A 19,540-nucleotide genomic window follows, 5' to 3' on the forward strand; every position below is an offset into this window, starting at 1 on the left:
GAATTATGTTTAAAACACGAGAAAAGGGGTACTTATTAAGTATAGGAGGAGATATGAAATGTCACACGATGTGAAAGAACTAATCGAAGGATTGAATGAAGATTTAGCAGGAGAATACTCAGCAATTATTATGTATAACCATAATGCTGCTACGGTTTCTGGTATATATAGACAAGTGTTAAAACCTTTCTTTGAATCTGAAATTAGTGATGAACAAGGACATGCCCTATATTTAGCGGAGAAAATTAAGACGCTAGGTGGTACACCTACTACAATCCCTTTACGAGTGAAACAAGCAGAAGATGTTAGAGAAATGTTAGAATACGCTAGACAATCAGAATATGAAACAATTAAGCGTTATGAAAAGCGAAAAGAACAGGCAACGAAATTAAACATGACAGAGTTAGTTGTAAAATTAGAAGATATGATCGCAGATGAAACCAATCATATGGAAGAGTTAGATCGTCTTTTAAGTGACAAAGCACTAGTGTTAAATTAATAGTGGAAATTTATAGAATGAAAGAACAAACTCTCATTTCTGGGGGTTTGTTCTTTTGCTGTATAAAAATTATGTTAGAGTAGGAAATTTTCATTTTATAACTGAGTATGTAATACTAGAAAAATAGAAAATGATAATCGATTTACATTTTATATAAGAAAAGGGGAAATAACTTGTGTCCATTTTAATTGTTGATGATAATCCGGTTAACATTTTTGTAATTGAAAAAATTTTAAAACAAGCCGGATATCAGGATCTTGTATCGCTGAATTCTGCACAAGATCTTTTCGAATACATCCATTTTGGAAAAGATTCTTCCAGGCATAATGAAATTGATTTAATCCTATTAGATATTATGATGCCTGAAATTGATGGACTTGAAGTTTGTAGGCGATTACAAAAAGAGGAGAAGTTTAAAGATATTCCTATTATTTTTGTAACAGCTTTAGAAGATGCGAATAAATTAGCTGAAGCGCTTGATATAGGCGCAATGGATTATATTACGAAACCAATAAATAAAGTGGAACTATTAGCGCGTATGCGTGTAGCATTACGCTTGAAATCGGAATTAAATTGGCATAAAGAACAAGAAGAAAACCTTCGTAATGAATTGGATTTAGCTACACAAGTACAAAGAAACTTATTAAGTAGCCCATTAAGAGAAGATCATATAAAAATTGAAGCAAGCTATTTACCTTCATTCAAACTAGCTGGAGATATGTATTATTGGTATAAAATCGATGAAAACCGCTACGGTATTATATTATTAGACGTGATGGGACATGGTATATCTGCTTCATTAGTTTGTATGTTTATTTCATCTGTATTACGTGAAACGATTAAATCTTTAATCGATCCAGAACTTGTCATTAAAGACTTAAATAAATATATGACTCTTTTGCATAATGAGAATGACGATATTCCATATTATTTTACAGCGATATATTTAGTAGTAGATACAGAAAAGAGAACGATTGAATATGTAAATGCAGGGCATCCTTCTGGGTACGTTTTAGTTGATGAAACAAATGTAGTGGAACTAAATCGCGGGAGTTGTGCGGTAGGGTTTTTTGATGAAATAAAAGTTAAAAAAACAGTTATACCTTTTGAGAAGAACGCTCAAATATTATTGTTTACAGATGGTGTTCTTGAAGCAATTGCAAATGATGAATTTGAGTCTGAAGAGAAATTACGTACTTTTACAGAAAGAAAATGGGGAGATTTAGAAGGCGAGATAGAAGGGTTTTACAAGGAAGAACAAAAGAAAGCGCAATCAGATGATATGTGTCTCATTATGATACAAACGAATGCGAAATAAAAAGCGTATGAAATCCAAACAGAGGATTTCATACGCTTTTTATTGTATTTTTTGATAGATTTGTTCGTTCGGATTAAATTGGATATAATGCGGCATTATATTAGAAAAACGGAGAGTTTCTTTATTTCCTAAACATAGGAATCCATTGTGACCTAAGCTTTCATAAAATAGTTGTTGTACTTGGTTTTGAAGTTTACTCGTAAAGTAAATTAAAACGTTACGGCAAAGTATAATATGAAATTCGTTAAAAGATTGATCAGTTACTAAATTATGCTGCGCAAAAATAATGTTTTGCAAAAGAGAAGGATTAAAATAAGCGAAACGATTATCTGTTGAATAATAGTTAGAAAATGCTTGTGTACCCCCAGCTTGTAAATAGTTTTTCGTATAAGTTTGCATTTTATTTAACGGAAGGACGCCTTGTTTTGCTTTTTCTAACACATTTGTATTCATATCTGTTGCGTAAATAATAGCTTTTTCACTTAGTCCTTCTTCATGAAGTAAGATGGACATGGATAATACTTCTTCACCAGTTGCGCATCCAGCATGCCAAATTCTAATTTCAGGATACTTTTTTAATTCCGGAATCACATGCTCTCTTAGCGCTTTAAAAAAGATAGGGTTACGGAACATTTCAGTTACGTTAATGGAGAAATCATTTAATAACTGTTCTAAAACCCCTTCCTCATGAATTACTTTTTCAATTAATTTTGAAATGGTTGGGATATGAGAGAGCTGCATTCGATTACAAATTCTTCTATAAATAGATGTACGAGCATATTGGCGAAAATCGAAGCCAGATAGTTTAAATACCGCTTCTAATAGTAAGTCAATTTCTAAGTTCGTACGCTTGTCCGTATCTACTGATGGATCAAAATTATAATACTTATTTTCCACTGAAACGAAACCTCACTTATTTTATTAACCATACACTCATTACTGAATAGAGTTGATGTAAATTTAATGGTTTACTTATATAATCTGAAGCGCCAGCAGATAAACATTTTTCCTTATCATTTGGCATTGCTTTAGCAGTTAATGCGATAATAGGTATTTCATGTAAGCCTAAATTCATTCGGATATGTTCCATCGTTTCATAACCGTCCATATTTGGCATCATAATATCCATTAAAATAAGGTCGATATTTGTATTGTGTTTTAGTATGTCTAAACACTCTATGCCGTTTTGTGCAGTAATAATGTTGACATGTTGTTTTTTTAATGCATTTTGTAATGCAAATATATTTCGATGATCATCATCGACAATTAAAATAGTTTTCTCTTGGAAGACATTATTTGTTTCAGGAGTCACGATAGTTTCCTCCACAACTTCAGCAGGAATAACTTCATCTACGGTTGCTGCGACTTCTAAATTAGATAACTGTACATCATGTAATCCATTTGGAAGGTTGGGAATATATACGGTGAAAGTACTGCCTTCTCCTACATGACTCTCTAACGTAATCCAACCACCTAACAATCTAGCAAACTCTTTACAAATAGATAATCCTAATCCTGTCCCACCATACTTCCGAATTGTTGCGCCATCAGCCTGTTGAAAGGCTTCAAAAATAAGTTGATGCTGTTCTTTAGCGATGCCAATACCAGTATCTTTTACTGAAATTGTAATCCAGTCTTTACTTACAGACTGCATATCATGACTTAAATTGCTTGTTTTGATTGAATCAAAATGTAAAGAGACGGATCCTTTTTCCGTGAATTTAAATGCATTGGATAATAAGTTTTTAATAATTTGTTCAATCCGTTTTGCATCTGTGTAAAACAAATCAGGAATCGTATCACTGTCTTCAACAGTAAATTCAACATTTTTTTGTGCAGCAATATGTAAGAAGTTTTGGTGCATACTTGCTGCCATGTCACTTATGTTCGTTGCTTCAAAAATGACGTCTAGTTTTCCGGCTTCTACTTTAGATAAATCTAGTATGTCATTAATTAAAGTAAGTAAATCTTTCCCTGATGAATGAATAACGGTTGCTAATTCAATTTCATCATCCGATAAATTGTTATCGTGATTTTCTTTTAACATTTCAGATAATAGTAAAATACTATTTAATGGTGTGCGTAATTCATGTGACATATTTGCTAGGAATTCTGATTTGTATTTTGAGCTACGTAACAACTCGCTTGCTTTTTCTTCTAATTCTAATTTAGTCACTTGTAAGTCAGCTGTCTTTTGCTCGGCCTCTTCCGTTCTAGACTCTAACTGTTCGTTCGTTGTTCTTAATTCCTCGGCTTGCATTTGTAGTTCTTCCGCTTGCGTTTGCAATTCTTCTGATTGAACTTGTAACTCTTCTGTCATTGCTTGTGATTCATGTAAAAGAGTTTGAATTCGCATACGTCCCATAATGCTGTGGATTGTTAAACCTAGATTATCAACAGTTTGGTGAATTAAATCTTGATGTAAATCTGAAATGTCAGTTACACTTACTAACTCCATTACTGCAATCACTTCATCCTCAAATAAGACAGGGATGACTAGTAAATTTTTAGGGCGTATTTCTAATAATCCAGTAGTAACGTAACGAAACTCTTCAGGTATGTCCCTAAGAATAAAACTTTTCTTTTCTAAAGCAGACTGTCCAATGAAACCTTCACCCATTTTAATGGATTGTTTTCCAATATCAATACCTTGATCGGCGAAAGAAGCTTTTTTCACAAAGTAGACAGTTTCTTCAACTTCTTCACGTACATAGAATGCACCGCAAGAAGTTTGCGTTTTTTGTATAATGCCACTCAAAATTTTGTTACCTAACATCTCAATAGAAGATACACCTTGATACATTAAAATTAATTCTGCAATCTCCGTTTGTAACCACTCTCTTTTCGATATTTCGTCTAGCAGATGGTTCGTTGTATGAGCAAGATCTTTTATTTCATCATGTGTATTTACATGAATTCTTTCCGTAATTTTTTCTTTAGAAGAAATGGATTTAATAGCTTGAATTACATTTTTAATCGTTTTTGTAATGGAATTGGAAATATAAAGTGAAACGATAATAGAAATACAAGATAGTAAGAACAATAAACTGTATAACCAAAGCTCTAATTTATTATTTTTAGTATCTAATTGTGCAGCTCTTTTTTTCGTTAATTGCTCCTCAGTGCTACGGAAGTCAGTTAGTTGTGATTGTAATGATTGGATTTCGGTAGTGTCGATTTCTTGTATTTTATTACTATTATGATTTGCAATTAACGGGTGAATCTCTTTATTCATCCAATTAGTAATGTTTCCGTTAATCTCTTTTAATTTTTCTTGCTGAGATGGATTATCTTCTAATAAAGAAAAAAGATTATGGTAATGTTTTTCATAATCTCTTTCGGCAGAGTTAAGAGATTGCAAATAGTTCACGTTATTAGAAGTGATAAAGCCTTTCGCTTTATTTTCGATTGTTAGCAAGTCTTTCTCCACTTGATTCGTTAAATTGAGAACTTTAAAATCGTGATCAATAATAAAATTGCGAGATTTTTGTAAATTGGAAATCTGATTGTTTAACATAATAAAAGAAATAAGTAAAAACAAAATGATAACTAAATAACCAGCCATAATTTTGTAGCGAATACTAAATTTTGCTTTCGATTTCATTAAAAATTCCTACCTTCAAGGTTATTAAAAGTTTTCTATTTTAAAGAATGAAAAACGTAATATATATTATATCAGTTTTCATAGGGCTAAACTAGAAATCCCCCTATTGTATTAGGGGGTCTCGTTTTGAATAGAGGAAATCATTTTGAAGTATAAAACTATGTATGAAAAGTAACAATCGAGGGAATAGGGGATAATAAAACCTTTAAGAAGGAAAGAGTGTTCTTAAAGCTCTTTTTGCATCTATTCCTTCAAATATAAATAATACAAGCTCTCTCTTTTTTACAGTAAGGAAAAATGATACTAATGTGCTTAAGTTTTTAATAGAAGTAAGTGTTCCTTGTTTACTTATAAATACATTCGTTTGAAATGTTGTCATTAAAGCATAAAAATGATGAATCTGCGTTATTGTAGGTGTTTCATTATAAAGAATAGTAGTAGAGTGAATGGCGTTCATCGTAATTTTCCTTTCCATATAATAAGCATAACAATATAAACATACCCGTTTAAAAAAATGTTAAACCTATAAAATTTAAAAAATATAATTATAGTTTTTTACGTTTAGAAAGAGTTATGGAGGGTATACATATACTACAAAGAGATTGACCGAAGATGAATTGTAAGGTTTTATACTTTTACTTTAAATAAAAAGGAGACTGTTACATATGGATAAAATGATAACGGATATTACATTTAATTTCATTTACTTGTTAAGTAGTTCTCTTGTAATCCTTTTATTATTGGCGTTTTTTGTGAATGGATATGTGAATAAAAAAATTAGTGTATATAAAAACGAAGAGTAATAAAGATATATTATATAAAACTTTAGGAGGTTAATAGTTATGAATGTGGATAGAAAAATAGTAGGTGTTTTTCAAACAATTGATGATGCGGCACTCGTTATTAATGAATTAAAGGAAAAAGGATACTCGGCAGATAACATTTCAGCTATTGCGAAAGATCAAAAGGAAATTGAACATCTGGAAGAAAAATCAGGTGAGAAAGTGAATCATGAAACTGCACATAAAGGAGATATCTTTTCAGCGACAGGGCTTGTAGCTGGAGGAGTAGCAGGCGGACTCGGAGGTTTATTAACAGGCCTTGGTGTACTTGCTGTATCTGGACTGGGCCCAATTGTAGCAGCAGGACCGATCGCAGCAGCAATTGGGGGAGCCGGTATTGGCGGAGGAGCTGGAAGTTTAATAGGAGCATTTATCGGATTAGGCATTCCAGAAGAACACGCTAAGAAATATGAAGAATACATTTACGATGGAAATATATTAATTTTAGTAGATGCAAAATTAGATGATAAGTTAGAAATCTATAAAATATTTGATAAGCATAATGCTTATAACTCTGATTTCTTTAAATAAAATGTAAACAAAGTAAATATCGTTTTTGGTCTTACAAATTTGGCGCGACCGAGGAGTCGTATGACTATAAGAGAGGAAGGGCTTATAGTACAAGATCAAGTTCTATTCTATTATTTAAAAGGAAAGAGGTGTCTATTCGTGATTGTAAAAATATTAAAGGATAGTAATAATAGTTTCCTTTGTACAGTGCAAAATAAAAACGGGGATCAGTATGTGAAGAAATGGTTTCGTAAACATGAAAACAATGAAGAATTAGGACGACCAACTTTTAAAGAAGTAGAACGCGACTGGAAAGAAAATAGGGAATCGTTTATGTATCCTAATGTTAAAGCACTTTATTAAACAAAATAGTCGCTGTATTCTTACAAAACTGTCACATTCCTGTAAGGTAATTCAATAGATTCGTTGCTTGTTCCATGTCATAATAAAGACATAAGAAAGCTAATTAAAACTACAATTTATTAGGAGAGTGTCAGTCATGATTGTAACAACAACGTCTGGAATTCAAGGTAAAGAAATTATTGAGTATATCGATATTGTAAATGGTGAAGCTATTATGGGTGCAAATATTGTCCGCGATTTATTCGCTTCTGTTCGTGATGTTGTCGGTGGTCGTGCTGGTTCTTATGAAAGTAAGCTAAAAGAAGCTCGTGATATCGCAATGGATGAAATGAAAGAACTTGCAAAACAAAAAGGTGCGAACGCTATCGTTGGTGTTGACGTAGATTACGAGGTTGTTCGTGATGGAATGTTAATGGTTGCTGTAAGTGGTACAGCTGTACGTATATAAGTAAAAAAACAGGCTCACCCCTCGAAGCTTATGCTTTGAGGGGATTTTTTTGTCCGTACTTATTCCAAGGTCGCTTCTTTTTTGGATTATGAATAATTATTTCCTGTCTTGCTATAAATTTCATAAGCAAAAAATCCAAATAAATAGCCGATTCCAGCTCCTAAACTCACCGCAAGAAGTGAATAACCCGGGAAAAACATGCCGGAAATTAAACCGATTATACAGCCAACGAGCATTCCCATTGGTATGAAGCTATCTAATAAAATTTGAGCGTTTTTTGACTTTTTCTTACCTAATGTGCCGTTGTTATATTTATGTTTAAGCCTTCCAACCACATATAATACGATCCCACCGACTATTAAAACGGGAGCAATTGCTGTAAGTAACCACATGTTAGAATCTCCTTTCACCTTTTGATTTAACAATACCATATATTAACATTGTTTTATTTGAGCGGAGATATGATCTTTCTCTTCGCTTCTTTTTTTGCTGAATATTAATGTGGATATAGTTATTTGAAAATTAGGGAATATGTTAAAATATTGTGGATAAAAAGATAAAGGGAGGAAACTTAAAATTGGAATTTAATATTGGAATATCTAATGAAATTAACGCGAGAATACGAGAAATCAAAGATGAAAGTGAAAAGGTGAATACAATTTTCTCTTGGTTAAATGAAGAATTTGAATGGGTGCAAACTGACTATGTGGACAGGACAGTAGAAGAGATTCTAGCACGAAAAGCAGGGAATTGCGCTGAACAGGCAAAGGTAGTTGAAAAAGTATTAACTCATATCGGAATAGAAACTAGGTGGATCTTGGAAATAAATTCTCATCCCGAAAGTATGGAAAGACAAAACTTTTCTCTTCATTTAATTGAAACACATGGAGATTTCTATTCGATCTTTGGTTGGAATCATAACGACCATAGATGGCTGGAATATTACAACAAACAGCTTGAAAAATGGATTCCTATTGATACAGCATTTGGTGTTTTAGGTATAAATCATTGGTTAGAAAAGAGAATAGGTTTTACTAGAGAATCTATACCAACTACACAACAAATAATCCCTTTTTGCATTGTTGCACTACATACAAAAAGGGATGTATCAGAGATATTCTCAAACTTTTATCTTATTGAGCAATTTGATACATTTTACAATGGAAAGCTAAGTAAAACAACAGTATGGGAAGAATGGAAATTAGTAATTAACAAACTAACCGAGGTAGGAATAGAAACCTACAGCGGACATGGTAACCTCCATAAGTATCAAAATGAAATAAAACGTTTCAACAACCTGTATTTGAAATTAAAACAAGAAGTTCTAACAAACACTGTTATTTAAACGTAGTTCTTTGTTATACGCTTCATGTGCATTCAATAACTCGTCAAAAAGACTTTCCCTTTCGTTTTCTCAGCAGACTGCACAACATCAACCGCCGTTTTCACATCCGCTAAGTCATATGTAGAATGTACTTTCATAAAACGTAATTGCTTATTTTCTACTAAGTGAATTAAATGACGAAACGTCTCTTGCCATTTATATGGTGACACTTCTTTATTCCAATGTCGTAAATGAAATATGTTCGCGTGCACTTTTGCTTTCGTGACAATCTCTGCCCAGTTAACTTGTACACCTGATAGAAGACCGATCGTTAAAAAGTGCCCGTTTGGACGTAAGGAGAAAGCCAATTCATTTCCATCTGATCCCCCGATAGAATCAATTGCAGCATCCGCGCCGAGCCCGTTCGTTAATTCCATAACGGTTTCATAAAGCGGGGTAGTGGAAGTATCGATTACATATGCAGCACCAAGGCGTAGTAACTCCTCTGTATGCTTATTATTTCTTGTCACGGCAATGAGTCGGAAGTTTAAAATGTTTGATAACTGCGCAAAAAGATGACCAATGGCGGATCCGCAAGCATTCACTAATAAAACATCATTACGCTGTAAGTTTAGCGTTTCTGTACAAGTGACCCACGCCGTAAGAGGATTAATATACATTTGTGCCGCTGTAAAATCATCAATAGAATAAGGAATAGGGACTACAAAGTCAGCTGACGTCTTCACATACTCTTGCCAAGTACCTTCTCCACGTAACGGTAAAACCCGTTTGCCGATAAGGTCTCTTGAAACAAAAGCTCCCACATCTTCTACAATACCAACGCCTTCATAACCAGGTATGTTAGGTAACGGAATTCTATGTGCATACGCTCCGGTAATGGGAATTAAGTCAGATGGATTAATCGGTCTAACTAACATACGAACTAGCACTTCATTATCTCTTAATGGTTCTATATTTTTATATTCAACTTGTAGTACATCTTTTGGATTGCCGAACTTGTGAAATTGAATGTGTTTTCCGTGCACGATAAATGTTCCCCCTTAGTTTGATTGGGTTTATTATAGCATTTTTGGTTTGAAGGGCTATTTTGTTGAAAATGAATAAAAGGGAACAAAAGGCTATTATTCTTCCCGTTCTAGTTTGTAAGGTTTAGCCTAGTATTGCATAATTTGCAGTGTAGGCCTTATTTAATAATTAGTATGAGTATGTATTTTATATTTAATTGGAAGTTAATTGTAGTAATTGTCTTAATTTATTTAAAGTTTCTGGGTCTTTAGGTCGATACATAGTGAGTTTTAAGTCTGGAGCGTCATACACCCGGAATGTAATATGTTCGAATAATAGTGTGCCTACTATTGGATGATGGATTTCTTTTTTTCCACTCGGTGTACCGAGAACATCGTGAGCGGGCCACCATTCTTGGAACTCTACGCTAATAGCCATTAATTCTTCCACTACTTCTTTGAGCCATTCTTCACCAACAAAACGACTACATGTAGCTCTAAATTGTGCTAAAAGTCTCCTTGCATGGGCCTCCCAATCATTTGCTAATAAGGTTCGATATTCTTGAGAGGCAAAACATCTCCAAACTGCATTTCTTTCTTTGAAACTCATAGTTTCAAAATCTCCAAATACTGCACTTGCAACACGGTTCCAGGTTACAACATCCCAAAGTTGATCTGTTACATATATCGGGTAAAACTTTAAATCATCTATAAAATTTTGTAGTACAGGGCTTACTTCGTCATCAGTTTTTAAAGGCTTTTCAGGAGGTAACTGTTGATGAGCTAATAAAAACATATGCTCACGTTCTTCTTTATCTAAGCGTAAGGCATCAGCTAAACTTTCTAAAGCCTGTATTGAGACTTGGATATCTCGGCCTTGCTCAATCCACGTGTACCAAGTTACCCCAATATTAGCTAGTTGTGCTACTTCTTCACGACGTAATCCTTTGGTTTTTCTGCGTGAACTAATTGGTAATCCAAAATCTTGTGGAGAAAGTCGGTTGCGTCTAGACTTCAAAAAATTTCCGAGTTCTTTTTTTCTTTCCTGTTCACTGTTCATAAAAAGCCCCTTTCTTTAAGGTAGTACTGTTAATACTAGTATAACTGGATATCTATTTACATTAAAATATTTGTTTTATATTAAAGTTGTAGTTTTGATAAAGGGGGTGAATAAAGTGAATAAAACCAATGCTTCTGTACAAGAAAACCCAAGAGTTACAAAGGGAGTAATCTTTTTCATGGCAGTTGCTTGTGGATTTACAGTGGCGAATGTGTATTTAAATCAGGTTTTGCTTGTAAGCATGGGGAAGACATTTAATGTAGCAGCAGCATCTATTGGTATTGTAGCCACTTTAACACAAGTAGGATATGCTTTAGGGAATCTTTTAGTAGTACCACTTGGGGACATATTTGAGAGAAGAAAATTAATTTTAACGTTGCTATGTGCAGTAAGTCTTTCACTAGCAGCAGCCGCTATTTCACCAAATGTGACTTGGCTTGTGGTGACCAACTTTTTGATAGGGATTTGTACGGTTATTCCTCAGATAATTGTACCCCTTGTAGCTAGTTTGGTTGATGAAAAGGTGCGCGGAAAGGTCCTAGGAAATGTAGCCATAGGCTTGGTATGTGGGATTTTAGGAGCACGTTTTGTTAGTGGCTTGATTGACGTGCATTTTGGTTGGAGAGCAATGTATTGGGTCTCTTTTGCAAGTATGCTGGTAATCATTGTACTCACAAGACTTTTACTACCCAAAAGTCAAGGGGTTGCTTCTATGAAGTATAGTGAGTTATTGACTTCATTAGGCCCTATGTTGATACAAGAAAAAGTACTGCGTCAAGCTTGTATAAGCCAAGGAATGATATTTGGTGCATTTAGCGTGTTCTGGACAACTCTTGGCTTCCTTCTACAATCACCTTCTTATTCATATGGAAGTGATGTTGTAGGATTAGTCGGGTTAGTTGGAATAGGAGGTGCATTTGCTACTCCTATAATTGGGCGGGTAATTGATAAAAAGGGCCCAATTTATGCGAATACTCTTTGTATGACAATTACATTCATAGCATTTATTATTTCTATTACGTTAGGTTACTGGTTAACTGCTTTAATTTTATCTGCATTATTAGTAACTGTAGGTACACAAGCAAATCAAGTTGCATGTCAAGCCAGAATATTTCAGCTCTCCCCAGATAAACGTAGTAGATTAAATGGACTGTATATGGTAGCCACTTTTTTAGGTGGGGCACTTGGATCGTATATAGGGGTATTAGCTTGGAGCAATTGGGGTTGGCTAGGAGTTTGCATAACAGGTATGGTGATGGTGAGTTTAGGATTTACGAGTCTTTTAAACATGAAAAATGAGGTTAAGAGCTTAAAAATGGTTGAAAATATGAAAAGGGGCGATGCATAATGGTAAGGAATGAAGAGAATTATCAAAAAGGTCTAGATATTCTGAAAAAAATAGACGAGGAGAATTATCAAGCGATTGTCGATAGTTTTAAAGATTCTATTGCAACAGATTTAGGCACATTAGCTGTTGAATTTAATTACGGACAAATTTTTTCAAGACCAGGATTAGATTTAAAGTCTCGTCTATTAGCTACAGTAGCTGGGTTAACGGTATTAGGAAATACGCAACAACTTAAGTTTTATATTAATGGAGCTTTAAATGTAGGGTGGACAGAAGAAGAAATTGTAGAAGTAATGATGCAAATGTTGATTTATGGTGGTTTTCCAATAGCTTTAAATACGATTTTGACAGTTGCTACGGAAGTATTTGAAGAAAGAAAAATGGCAACAAAGTAAAAAAACGTAAGGGATGGAGAATAATATGATTATTGATAGCCATGCACATAGCAGGTTTAATGGAAAATAAAAATGTCTTTGTGAATGAAAGACATAATTTTACACTAGTTGATGTTGCAGTTGAACCCTTACAAGGAGGTGGATTTGAAATTAATGACACTGATTTACGAGCAGCTAGATTTGCTATGGATACATAAGTGGATTGGTGAGCATACGGAATTAATTCTCACGGATAAACCTTATGTTAAAGAGATGGATAAAGATACTACCATGGAAGGGTTTCCTAATACTCTGACAAGAAGCCACTTGAAAAGTGGCCTCTTCTATTTTTTATTAAGCCGAAGCTCTCTTCATTCTCTCAAGTAAACTAGATAACACATGCGTACGATACGATTCTAGTTTTTTACCTTCATAAGTACGGATACCTAATTTTTTTAGTTCTTTTACATACCAACCTTTGCTTCCGAAATACATGCAATCGCTCCCCTTCAACTTTGTTTTATTTGTTCTGATTGCATATGGAGGTACAGGATTATAATGAAGGAAATGAATTTCGCGCGAAAATGGTTAACTTTGTTGCAAAAGACATATATACTAAAGATAGTATACAACGAGGTGGACAAGACGTGATTATAGAGAAGCACGAAATTCAAATTGACCAAATTACGAGCGGTAAAGTGAATATTTTTACTTTCTATCGAAATAGAAAGCAAATTGATGATCAGTTTTTACGATTGCAAGAACCATCGCTTACAGCAAACTACTTCTTCCATTTTCATTTTGATGCAGAGAGCTTGCATCTACTGCAGAAAGAGTTTCCAAGCGTATATCCGTACGACGGTAGTGAAACGATTCACGACTGGACGGAAAAGATGAAAGCAGAATTGCAACATCAGATCCAAACAGGAAAATGGAATAAGCGCGTACGTATCGGTAATCGCATTCTAGATGTGGTGTTTACGTGGTGTGACGAAGATATAGTAGAGTGAAAAAGAAGCGGATGACGCTTCTTTTTTTAGCGCTGGAATAAAACGAGCTTACCTGCAGAAGATGTGCAGCGATGTGTTTTTTCATACAATCCTTTTTCTCGTAAAATAGATTCACCTTTTGTTTTCGCTTCTTTTTCAGTTGCCGCCTCGAATGATTCGTCTAATGCTTTTGAACCATCTTTTTCAAAGACTGTTAGAACGTATACTCCCATGAAAATTCCCTCCAATAATAAAAATCAGAATCTTATAACTATTTTGGCATAAATCACTAGAATATGCAAAGAAATATATGACATTGCGTGTTACAATAAGGTGAAACTTTAATCAGTGGGGAGTTTTTTTATTTCCCGCTTATTACTAGTTTTCACCAATTGAGCATTTATTGTTTGTGTTCATGCGGATAAAATGAAACTTTTGAAACATAGAAAGGATCGTTATTTGTGAAACAAGTGAAGTTTATACATGCGGCTGATTTGCATTTAGATAGTCCGTTTAAAGGAATGGAGATGAATGTACCGCAGTCTGTTTGGGAGAGAATGAAGCAAAGTACGTTTGAATCGTTCGAGCGTATTGTTGATAAAGCGATTCAAGAGCGCGTGGATTTCGTATTACTAGCCGGGGATTTGTATGATGCGGAGACGAGAAGTTTGAGGGCGCAAGTGTTTGTGCGCGAGCAAATGAAGAGACTTTCGCAGTACGATATCCCTGTTTTTATTATTCACGGTAACCACGATCATTTAGGGGGAAGCTGGGCAGCAATTGAGTTTCCGGAAAATGTTCACGTGTTTACGGAGCCTTACGTAGAAGAGAAATCATTTTATAAAAATGGTGAGTTGTTAGCTTCTATTTACGGGTTTAGTTATTTGCAGCAAGCGGTAACGGATAATATGACAGCGCAGTATACGAAAATGAGTGATGCGCTTTTTCATATTGGCATGCTTCACGGAAGTGTGGAAGGGGATGCAGAGCATAATCGCTATGCACCGTTTCAAATTCGTGAGCTGAAAGAAAAGCAGTTTGATTATTGGGCTCTTGGCCATATACATAAACGTGAAATTTTATTAGAAGAGCCATACATCGTTTATCCAGGGAACATACAAGGTCGTCATCGTAAGGAAACAGGCGAGAAGGGTGCGTACCTGATTGAACTTACGAAACAAGGAACGCAATGTTCATTTTTCCATACGGCTGATGTTGTGTGGGATGAGATAGAAGTGAATATTGATGGACTTGAAACTGTTGATGAACTTATGACGGCGGCATCAACTGTGATGAATGAGTGCCGAAGAGAAGAGGAAGGTACGCTACTAACTGTCGTATTCACGGGGCAGGGCCCGCTTTCACCTTATTTACGTGATGAAAAACGTGTAGAAGAGATTTTTCATATATTAGCATCTGGCGAAGAACGAAAAGATTTCGTACATGCGATGAAGTGGAAAAATGAGACGGTCTCTTTTGCGGAAATCGAACGTTTGAAAGAAGAAAATCATTTCGTCGGTAGTGTGCTAAAGGAGTTAGAAGCTTTCACAAATATGGACGGAGTATTGCGCACCATTTGGACATCTCCTGTAGCGCGTAATAGTATTGAATCTTTTACAGAAGAAGAGAAGAAAGAGATTCAGAAGGAAGCGGAAAATATTATTTTAGAACAATTATTCCAGCAAGAGAGGGATAAAAAATGAGAATGGAAAAACTCCATATTTATGGGTACGGAAAATTAGAAAATGTGGAAATGGATCTTTCAATGCTGACGGTGTTGTACGGTGAAAATGAAGCGGGAAAATCGACAATTCGCTCGTTTATGAAAAGTATTTTGTTCGGCTTTCCGACGAGAGGACAGCGCCGTTATGAACCGAAAGAAGGCGGCAAGTATGGCGGGGCGATGACTGTACAAACAGAGAAGTACGGCCGTTTGAAAATTGAACGATTGCCAAAGACGGCCGCTGGGGAGGTAACTGTTTATTTTGAAGACGGGAAAACGGGCGGCGAAGAAATTTTACACGATATATTAACCGGGATGAATGAAAGTTTATTTGAATCGGTCTTTTCTTTTGATATGCATGGTCTTCAAAATATTCATCAGCTTGGCGAAGCGGATATCGGCAATTATTTATTTTCGGCAAGTGCAGTCGGAAGCGATGCGCTATTGCAGTTAGATAAAAAGCTAGAAAAAGAAATGGATCAGCGCTTTAAGCCGAGTGGGCGTAAACCAGAAATTAACGTGTCACTGCAAGAGATGAAAAAGCTGGAAGAGAAGATGAAAGAGTGGCAAGGGAAAATTGGCACGTATGAAAAACAGGTGGAGCAGTTAAAAGAAAATGAAGAGAAATTGGCGTTTGTTCGCGCAGAAAAAGAGAGTGCAGAAAAACGAAAGCAAGATTATGAAATATTAGCAGCGCTTGAGCCCCTCGTTATTGAAAAACGTGCGTATGAGAAAGTGTTAGAGAACGAGAGCGGACAATTTCCGGTAAACGGAATGGCGCGTTATGAAGCGATTAAGGCAAAAATGGAGCCGCTTCAGTTGCAAGTTGATTCACTTCATAAAAAAATTGAGAATGTGCAATCAGAAATAGAATCGATTCAAATAGACGAAGAGTTTTTACAAAAAGAAAGTTATGTAGAAGAACTTCGTATGCAGCATATGTCGTATGAAAATGCACGCCAAGAAATGCGTGATATAACAGGAGCGATTACGAATATAAAAGAAGAGCTTGCAGAACTCGAGCAACAAATCGGCACTACTTTTGAAGAAGAAACAGTTCTTTCGTTTGATATGAGTTTAGCAACGAAAGAGTTAATTACGCAAACTGTGCAAAAGGCACGCGAATTAGAAACGCAAAAAACGCAGCTTGATGATCGTTTTAAAGTAGCGCAAGAGCAATTAGAAGAACAAGAAGAAAATATAAGACAGATTCAGAAGCAAATGTTAGCGGATGAAGAGCGAAATACGTTAGTTGAGAAAGAAAAATCGTTCCAAGATGCGGCGTTTATCGGTATGGGTGCTGAGAGAATGAAGCGTAAGTATGAGGAAAAAGCAGGAGCAGCGATGCAAAAGAAAAAACAGTGGCAAAGAGTTTGTATTCTGTTACTTCTTATTAACACAGGCGTGTTATTCACAAGCTTATTTATAGATAACCGCCCGCTCTTATTTATTAGTGTCATTGTTTTTGTAGGGATTGTTCTTGCTCTTGTTTTATATAAAGATCCGTCAAGTGGGTTACAAGAAGAGCTCCTTACTCTTCAGCAAAGTGCTGGCGGGAGACAAAGTGAAGAAGCGATGTCTGTGCGGTATGAGTTAGAAAAAGATGAAGAGATACGTAAACTATTTGAGCGTGAGTCTTATAAATTGCAGCAAATGGAGCGAGCGTATGATAAAGTCGTTTCATCGTATGAGGAATGGGAGAGAGAAACGTTCCGCACGAGCGAACAAGTCAATGTGTATAAAAAGCGTTATACGTTCCCTGAATTTTATACGTATGCGCACATATTGCCGGCGTTTGAGCGTATGGAAAAAATGCAGCAATTATATCGTGAATTAGAGAAGCAAGGCACACGAAAATCTTCATTATATGAAATGATTTCGCAATTTGAACATAAACTAGAAACTGTTATCGGTAGCGCGGAGTATAGTAAGCTGCACGAGGCGCAAAGTCGTATGCAAAATGAGAAAGAAAAACGCCAAACTTGTAAGCAGTTAAAAGAAAAACTGACGGAATGGCAAGAAGAATATGAGTTTATGCAAGAACAATTAAAGCAATTACTAGTAGAACGAGACAGTTTATGGCATATTGCAGAAGCTACAAATGAAGAGATGTTTTTAGCAGCAGGTAAACTAGCGGAAAAACGTGAAGATGCGGAGAAGCAAGTAGGACGTTTATTACCGCAAATTGATCTGTTAGAACAACGTTTAACGAGTTTATCATTAGCTGAACATTATGAAGCTGACGGTTATGATGAAAAATTAAAGCAAGAACTGACAGCCGCGCAAAACTGTCTGGCACAAGAAAAAGAACTGACAGAGCGTATTGCACAGCATCGTATGGAAATTGCGAATTTAGAAGAAGGTAGTACGTACGGTGATTTAATGCATGAATGGGAAATGAAAAAAGCGCAAGTGCGTGAACAAGTGAAGAAGTGGGCTGCGTATGCGGCTGCAAAGACAGTGTTAACGAAAACGAAGCAATATTACCATGAAGTACATCTTCCTCGTATTTTACAAAAATCAGAAGAGTATTTCGTCTATTTAACAGGCGGACGATATAGTAAAATCTTTTCACCGTCAGAGGCGGAGCCGTTTATTGTAGAGCGTAACGATGGTATGCGTTTTTATAGTCATGAACTAAGCCAAGCGACAGCTGAGCAGTTGTATTTATCGCTGAGATTTGCGTTAGCAAAAACATTTGAGCATGATTATCCATTTATTATTGATGATAGTTTCGTGCATTTTGATGCGGTAAGGACGAATCGTACGATTGAACTTATAAAGGAAATTGCAAAAGATAGACAAGTGATCTTCTTTACATGCCATGCGCATTTACTAACGTATTTTACAGAAAAACAGATTATAAAATTAACGCATAAGCGTAAAGAAAATGAGTTGTAGTGTGCTATACTAAAAGTAACTGATTTGGTGGAGGAATTCGAATGAAAAAGAAAATTGCAGAGTATGAAGTTGGTGAACAAGTCGATATTTTCTTGTTAATTAAAACAGCGACAAAAGGTATCGCAAGCAATGGAAAGCCATTTTTAACAGTAATCTTACAAGATCCAAGTGGAGATATTGAAGCGAAATTGTGGGACGTATCACCAGAAGTTGAGAAACAATATGTAGCGGAAACAATCGTGAAAGTAGCTGGTGATATTTTAAACTACAAAGGACGTATTCAATTACGTGTGAAACAAATCCGAGTTGCGAATGAAAATGAAGTAACGGACATCTCAGATTTCGTAGAAAAAGCACCAGTGAAAAAAGAAGATATGGTTGAGAAAATTACGCAATACATATTTGAAATGAGAAACCCAAACATTCAACGTCTAACAAGACATTTATTAAATAAGCATCAAAACGAATTTTTAGACTATCCAGCAGCGACGAAGAACCATCACGAGTTCGTATCTGGACTAGCTTATCACGTCGTATCGATGCTTGATTTAGCGAAAGCTATCTCAAATCTATATCCATCATTAGATAAAGACTTACTATATGCAGGCGTTATTTTACACGACCTTGGTAAAGTAATCGAATTATCTGGCCCAATTTCTACAACGTATACGTTAGAAGGAAATTTACTAGGCCACATTTCAATTATGGTGAACGAAATTGGGAAAGCAGCAGATGAGCTGCAAATCGATGCAGAAGAAGTATTAATTCTTCAACATATCGTTCTTTCTCACCACGGAAAAGCAGAATGGGGTAGCCCAAAACCACCATTGGTAAAAGAAGCAGAAATTCTGCATTACATCGATAACTTAGATGCAAAAATGAACATGATGGACCGCGCATTAGGACGCACAAAACCAGGTGAATACACTGAGCGTGTCTTTGCTCTTGATAATCGTTCGTTCTATAAGCCGTCGTTCCATAATTAATAGTGTGAATAAAGTGGCCTCATTAAGTGTTAATACGCTTAGTGAGGCTGTTTTTTTATTGGAAATTAAATGAAATAGTTAAGAAGTACGCATGGGTGTAACGAAGAACTAATAAAACATATTTTGCCACTAGAATGGGAGCGTATCAACTTTTTAGATGTGTGTCGATTGAATATGACAGATATTAAAGTTAGAATCTCTTCAGCCTTTACAATAGGTCTAAAAA

Annotated in this window: 22 protein-coding genes; 14 read left to right on the top strand and 8 right to left on the bottom strand. The window is 35.4% G+C overall.

Annotation, left to right across the window (positions count from 1 at the left end):
• The first annotated feature begins 58 nt into the window (after positions 1-58).
• Entirely contained in the window at positions 59-499 is a 441-nt protein-coding gene (locus PDK19_RS08210; RefSeq protein ID WP_263704292.1) for a ferritin-like domain-containing protein, read from the top strand.
• Between the two features lie 175 nt (positions 500-674).
• Positions 675-1,817, top strand: coding sequence for a fused response regulator/phosphatase (locus PDK19_RS08215; protein WP_270706916.1), 1,143 nt, complete (start codon positions 675-677; stop codon positions 1,815-1,817).
• 39 nt (positions 1,818-1,856) lie between these two features.
• Here PDK19_RS08215 and PDK19_RS08220 read toward each other — a convergent pair whose 3' ends face one another.
• From PDK19_RS08220 to PDK19_RS08230, 3 genes are all read right to left on the bottom strand, one after another.
• Complete coding sequence (locus tag PDK19_RS08220; protein ID WP_270706918.1) at positions 1,857-2,714, bottom strand: CheR family methyltransferase; 858 nt, start codon at positions 2,712-2,714, stop codon at positions 1,857-1,859.
• A 16-nt stretch (positions 2,715-2,730) separates the two neighbouring features.
• Positions 2,731-5,421 (bottom strand): ATP-binding protein, encoded by a 2,691-nt coding sequence (locus PDK19_RS08225; protein ID WP_000836725.1) that lies wholly within the window; start codon positions 5,419-5,421, stop codon positions 2,731-2,733.
• A 205-nt stretch (positions 5,422-5,626) separates the two neighbouring features.
• Positions 5,627-5,878, bottom strand: coding sequence for a hypothetical protein (locus PDK19_RS08230; RefSeq protein ID WP_000991339.1), 252 nt, complete (start codon positions 5,876-5,878; stop codon positions 5,627-5,629).
• Positions 5,879-6,086: 208 nt separating this feature from the next.
• Here PDK19_RS08230 and PDK19_RS08235 point away from each other — a divergent pair, with 208 nt between their 5' ends.
• The 4 genes from PDK19_RS08235 (at position 6,087) to PDK19_RS08250 (ending at position 7,584) form a co-directional block, all read left to right on the top strand.
• Entirely contained in the window at positions 6,087-6,224 is a 138-nt protein-coding gene (locus PDK19_RS08235) for a hypothetical protein (RefSeq protein ID WP_270706920.1), read from the top strand.
• A gap of 39 nt (positions 6,225-6,263) precedes the next feature.
• On the top strand, positions 6,264-6,794 hold the full coding sequence (locus PDK19_RS08240) for a general stress protein (protein ID WP_014893247.1): 531 nt from the start codon (positions 6,264-6,266) through the stop codon (positions 6,792-6,794).
• Positions 6,795-6,932: 138 nt separating this feature from the next.
• The gene (locus PDK19_RS08245) at positions 6,933-7,136 is read left to right on the top strand and encodes a DUF4028 family protein (RefSeq protein WP_001996867.1); all 204 of its coding nucleotides are present in this window, start codon (positions 6,933-6,935) and stop codon (positions 7,134-7,136) included.
• 136 nt (positions 7,137-7,272) lie between these two features.
• Positions 7,273-7,584, top strand: a complete 312-nt coding sequence (locus PDK19_RS08250; RefSeq protein WP_000637511.1) for a YbjQ family protein — start codon at positions 7,273-7,275, stop codon at positions 7,582-7,584.
• A gap of 86 nt (positions 7,585-7,670) precedes the next feature.
• Here PDK19_RS08250 and PDK19_RS08255 read toward each other — a convergent pair whose 3' ends face one another.
• Complete coding sequence (locus PDK19_RS08255; RefSeq protein WP_270706923.1) at positions 7,671-7,976, bottom strand: hypothetical protein; 306 nt, start codon at positions 7,974-7,976, stop codon at positions 7,671-7,673.
• 185 nt (positions 7,977-8,161) lie between these two features.
• Between PDK19_RS08255 and PDK19_RS08260 the strand changes: the two genes are divergently transcribed.
• A complete protein-coding gene (locus PDK19_RS08260) occupies positions 8,162-8,929 on the top strand; it encodes a transglutaminase-like domain-containing protein (protein ID WP_270706925.1) in 768 nt (255 codons plus the stop codon).
• A 32-nt stretch (positions 8,930-8,961) separates the two neighbouring features.
• Here PDK19_RS08260 and PDK19_RS08265 read toward each other — a convergent pair whose 3' ends face one another.
• Complete coding sequence (locus PDK19_RS08265; RefSeq protein WP_049114126.1) at positions 8,962-9,954, bottom strand: zinc-dependent alcohol dehydrogenase family protein; 993 nt, start codon at positions 9,952-9,954, stop codon at positions 8,962-8,964.
• Between the two features lie 193 nt (positions 9,955-10,147).
• The gene (locus PDK19_RS08270) at positions 10,148-10,993 is read right to left on the bottom strand and encodes a helix-turn-helix transcriptional regulator (RefSeq protein WP_001083675.1); all 846 of its coding nucleotides are present in this window, start codon (positions 10,991-10,993) and stop codon (positions 10,148-10,150) included.
• A gap of 178 nt (positions 10,994-11,171) precedes the next feature.
• Here PDK19_RS08270 and PDK19_RS08275 point away from each other — a divergent pair, with 178 nt between their 5' ends.
• Genes PDK19_RS08275 through PDK19_RS08285 form a run of 3 tightly spaced genes read left to right on the top strand, consistent with a single transcriptional unit; the run spans position 11,172 to position 12,933 of the window.
• The gene (locus tag PDK19_RS08275) at positions 11,172-12,341 is read left to right on the top strand and encodes an MFS transporter (protein ID WP_049114128.1); all 1,170 of its coding nucleotides are present in this window, start codon (positions 11,172-11,174) and stop codon (positions 12,339-12,341) included.
• On the top strand, positions 12,341-12,736 hold the full coding sequence (locus PDK19_RS08280; protein ID WP_049114127.1) for a carboxymuconolactone decarboxylase family protein: 396 nt from the start codon (positions 12,341-12,343) through the stop codon (positions 12,734-12,736). Before PDK19_RS08275 ends, PDK19_RS08280 begins: the two co-directional genes overlap by 1 nt.
• Before the next feature lie 32 nt (positions 12,737-12,768).
• The gene (locus tag PDK19_RS08285; protein WP_154214273.1) at positions 12,769-12,933 is read left to right on the top strand and encodes a hypothetical protein; all 165 of its coding nucleotides are present in this window, start codon (positions 12,769-12,771) and stop codon (positions 12,931-12,933) included.
• 136 nt (positions 12,934-13,069) lie between these two features.
• On the opposite strand, the gene PDK19_RS08290 is transcribed toward PDK19_RS08285, so the two are convergent.
• A complete protein-coding gene (locus PDK19_RS08290; RefSeq protein ID WP_000273537.1) occupies positions 13,070-13,210 on the bottom strand; it encodes a YflJ family protein in 141 nt (46 codons plus the stop codon).
• A 152-nt stretch (positions 13,211-13,362) separates the two neighbouring features.
• Here PDK19_RS08290 and PDK19_RS08295 point away from each other — a divergent pair, with 152 nt between their 5' ends.
• On the top strand, positions 13,363-13,725 hold the full coding sequence (locus tag PDK19_RS08295) for a hypothetical protein (protein ID WP_000582792.1): 363 nt from the start codon (positions 13,363-13,365) through the stop codon (positions 13,723-13,725).
• Between the two features lie 26 nt (positions 13,726-13,751).
• Here the strand turns inward: PDK19_RS08295 and PDK19_RS08300 are convergent, their stop codons facing one another.
• Positions 13,752-13,937 (bottom strand): YhzD family protein, encoded by a 186-nt coding sequence (locus tag PDK19_RS08300; RefSeq protein ID WP_000539555.1) that lies wholly within the window; start codon positions 13,935-13,937, stop codon positions 13,752-13,754.
• A gap of 228 nt (positions 13,938-14,165) precedes the next feature.
• Between PDK19_RS08300 and PDK19_RS08305 the strand changes: the two genes are divergently transcribed.
• Genes PDK19_RS08305 through yhaM form a run of 3 tightly spaced genes read left to right on the top strand, consistent with a single transcriptional unit; the run spans position 14,166 to position 19,314 of the window.
• The gene (locus tag PDK19_RS08305; protein ID WP_000815723.1) at positions 14,166-15,407 is read left to right on the top strand and encodes a metallophosphoesterase family protein; all 1,242 of its coding nucleotides are present in this window, start codon (positions 14,166-14,168) and stop codon (positions 15,405-15,407) included.
• The gene (locus PDK19_RS08310; protein WP_049111146.1) at positions 15,404-18,328 is read left to right on the top strand and encodes an ATP-binding protein; all 2,925 of its coding nucleotides are present in this window, start codon (positions 15,404-15,406) and stop codon (positions 18,326-18,328) included. Before PDK19_RS08305 ends, PDK19_RS08310 begins: the two co-directional genes overlap by 4 nt.
• Positions 18,329-18,369: 41 nt before the next feature.
• Complete coding sequence (gene yhaM, locus PDK19_RS08315) at positions 18,370-19,314, top strand: 3'-5' exoribonuclease YhaM (RefSeq protein WP_000726638.1); 945 nt, start codon at positions 18,370-18,372, stop codon at positions 19,312-19,314.
• Positions 19,315-19,540: the final 226 nt, after the last annotated feature.

The organism is Bacillus cereus group sp. BcHK124, from assembly GCF_027712065.1.
Taxonomy (GTDB): domain Bacteria; phylum Bacillota; class Bacilli; order Bacillales; family Bacillaceae_G; genus Bacillus_A; species Bacillus_A pacificus.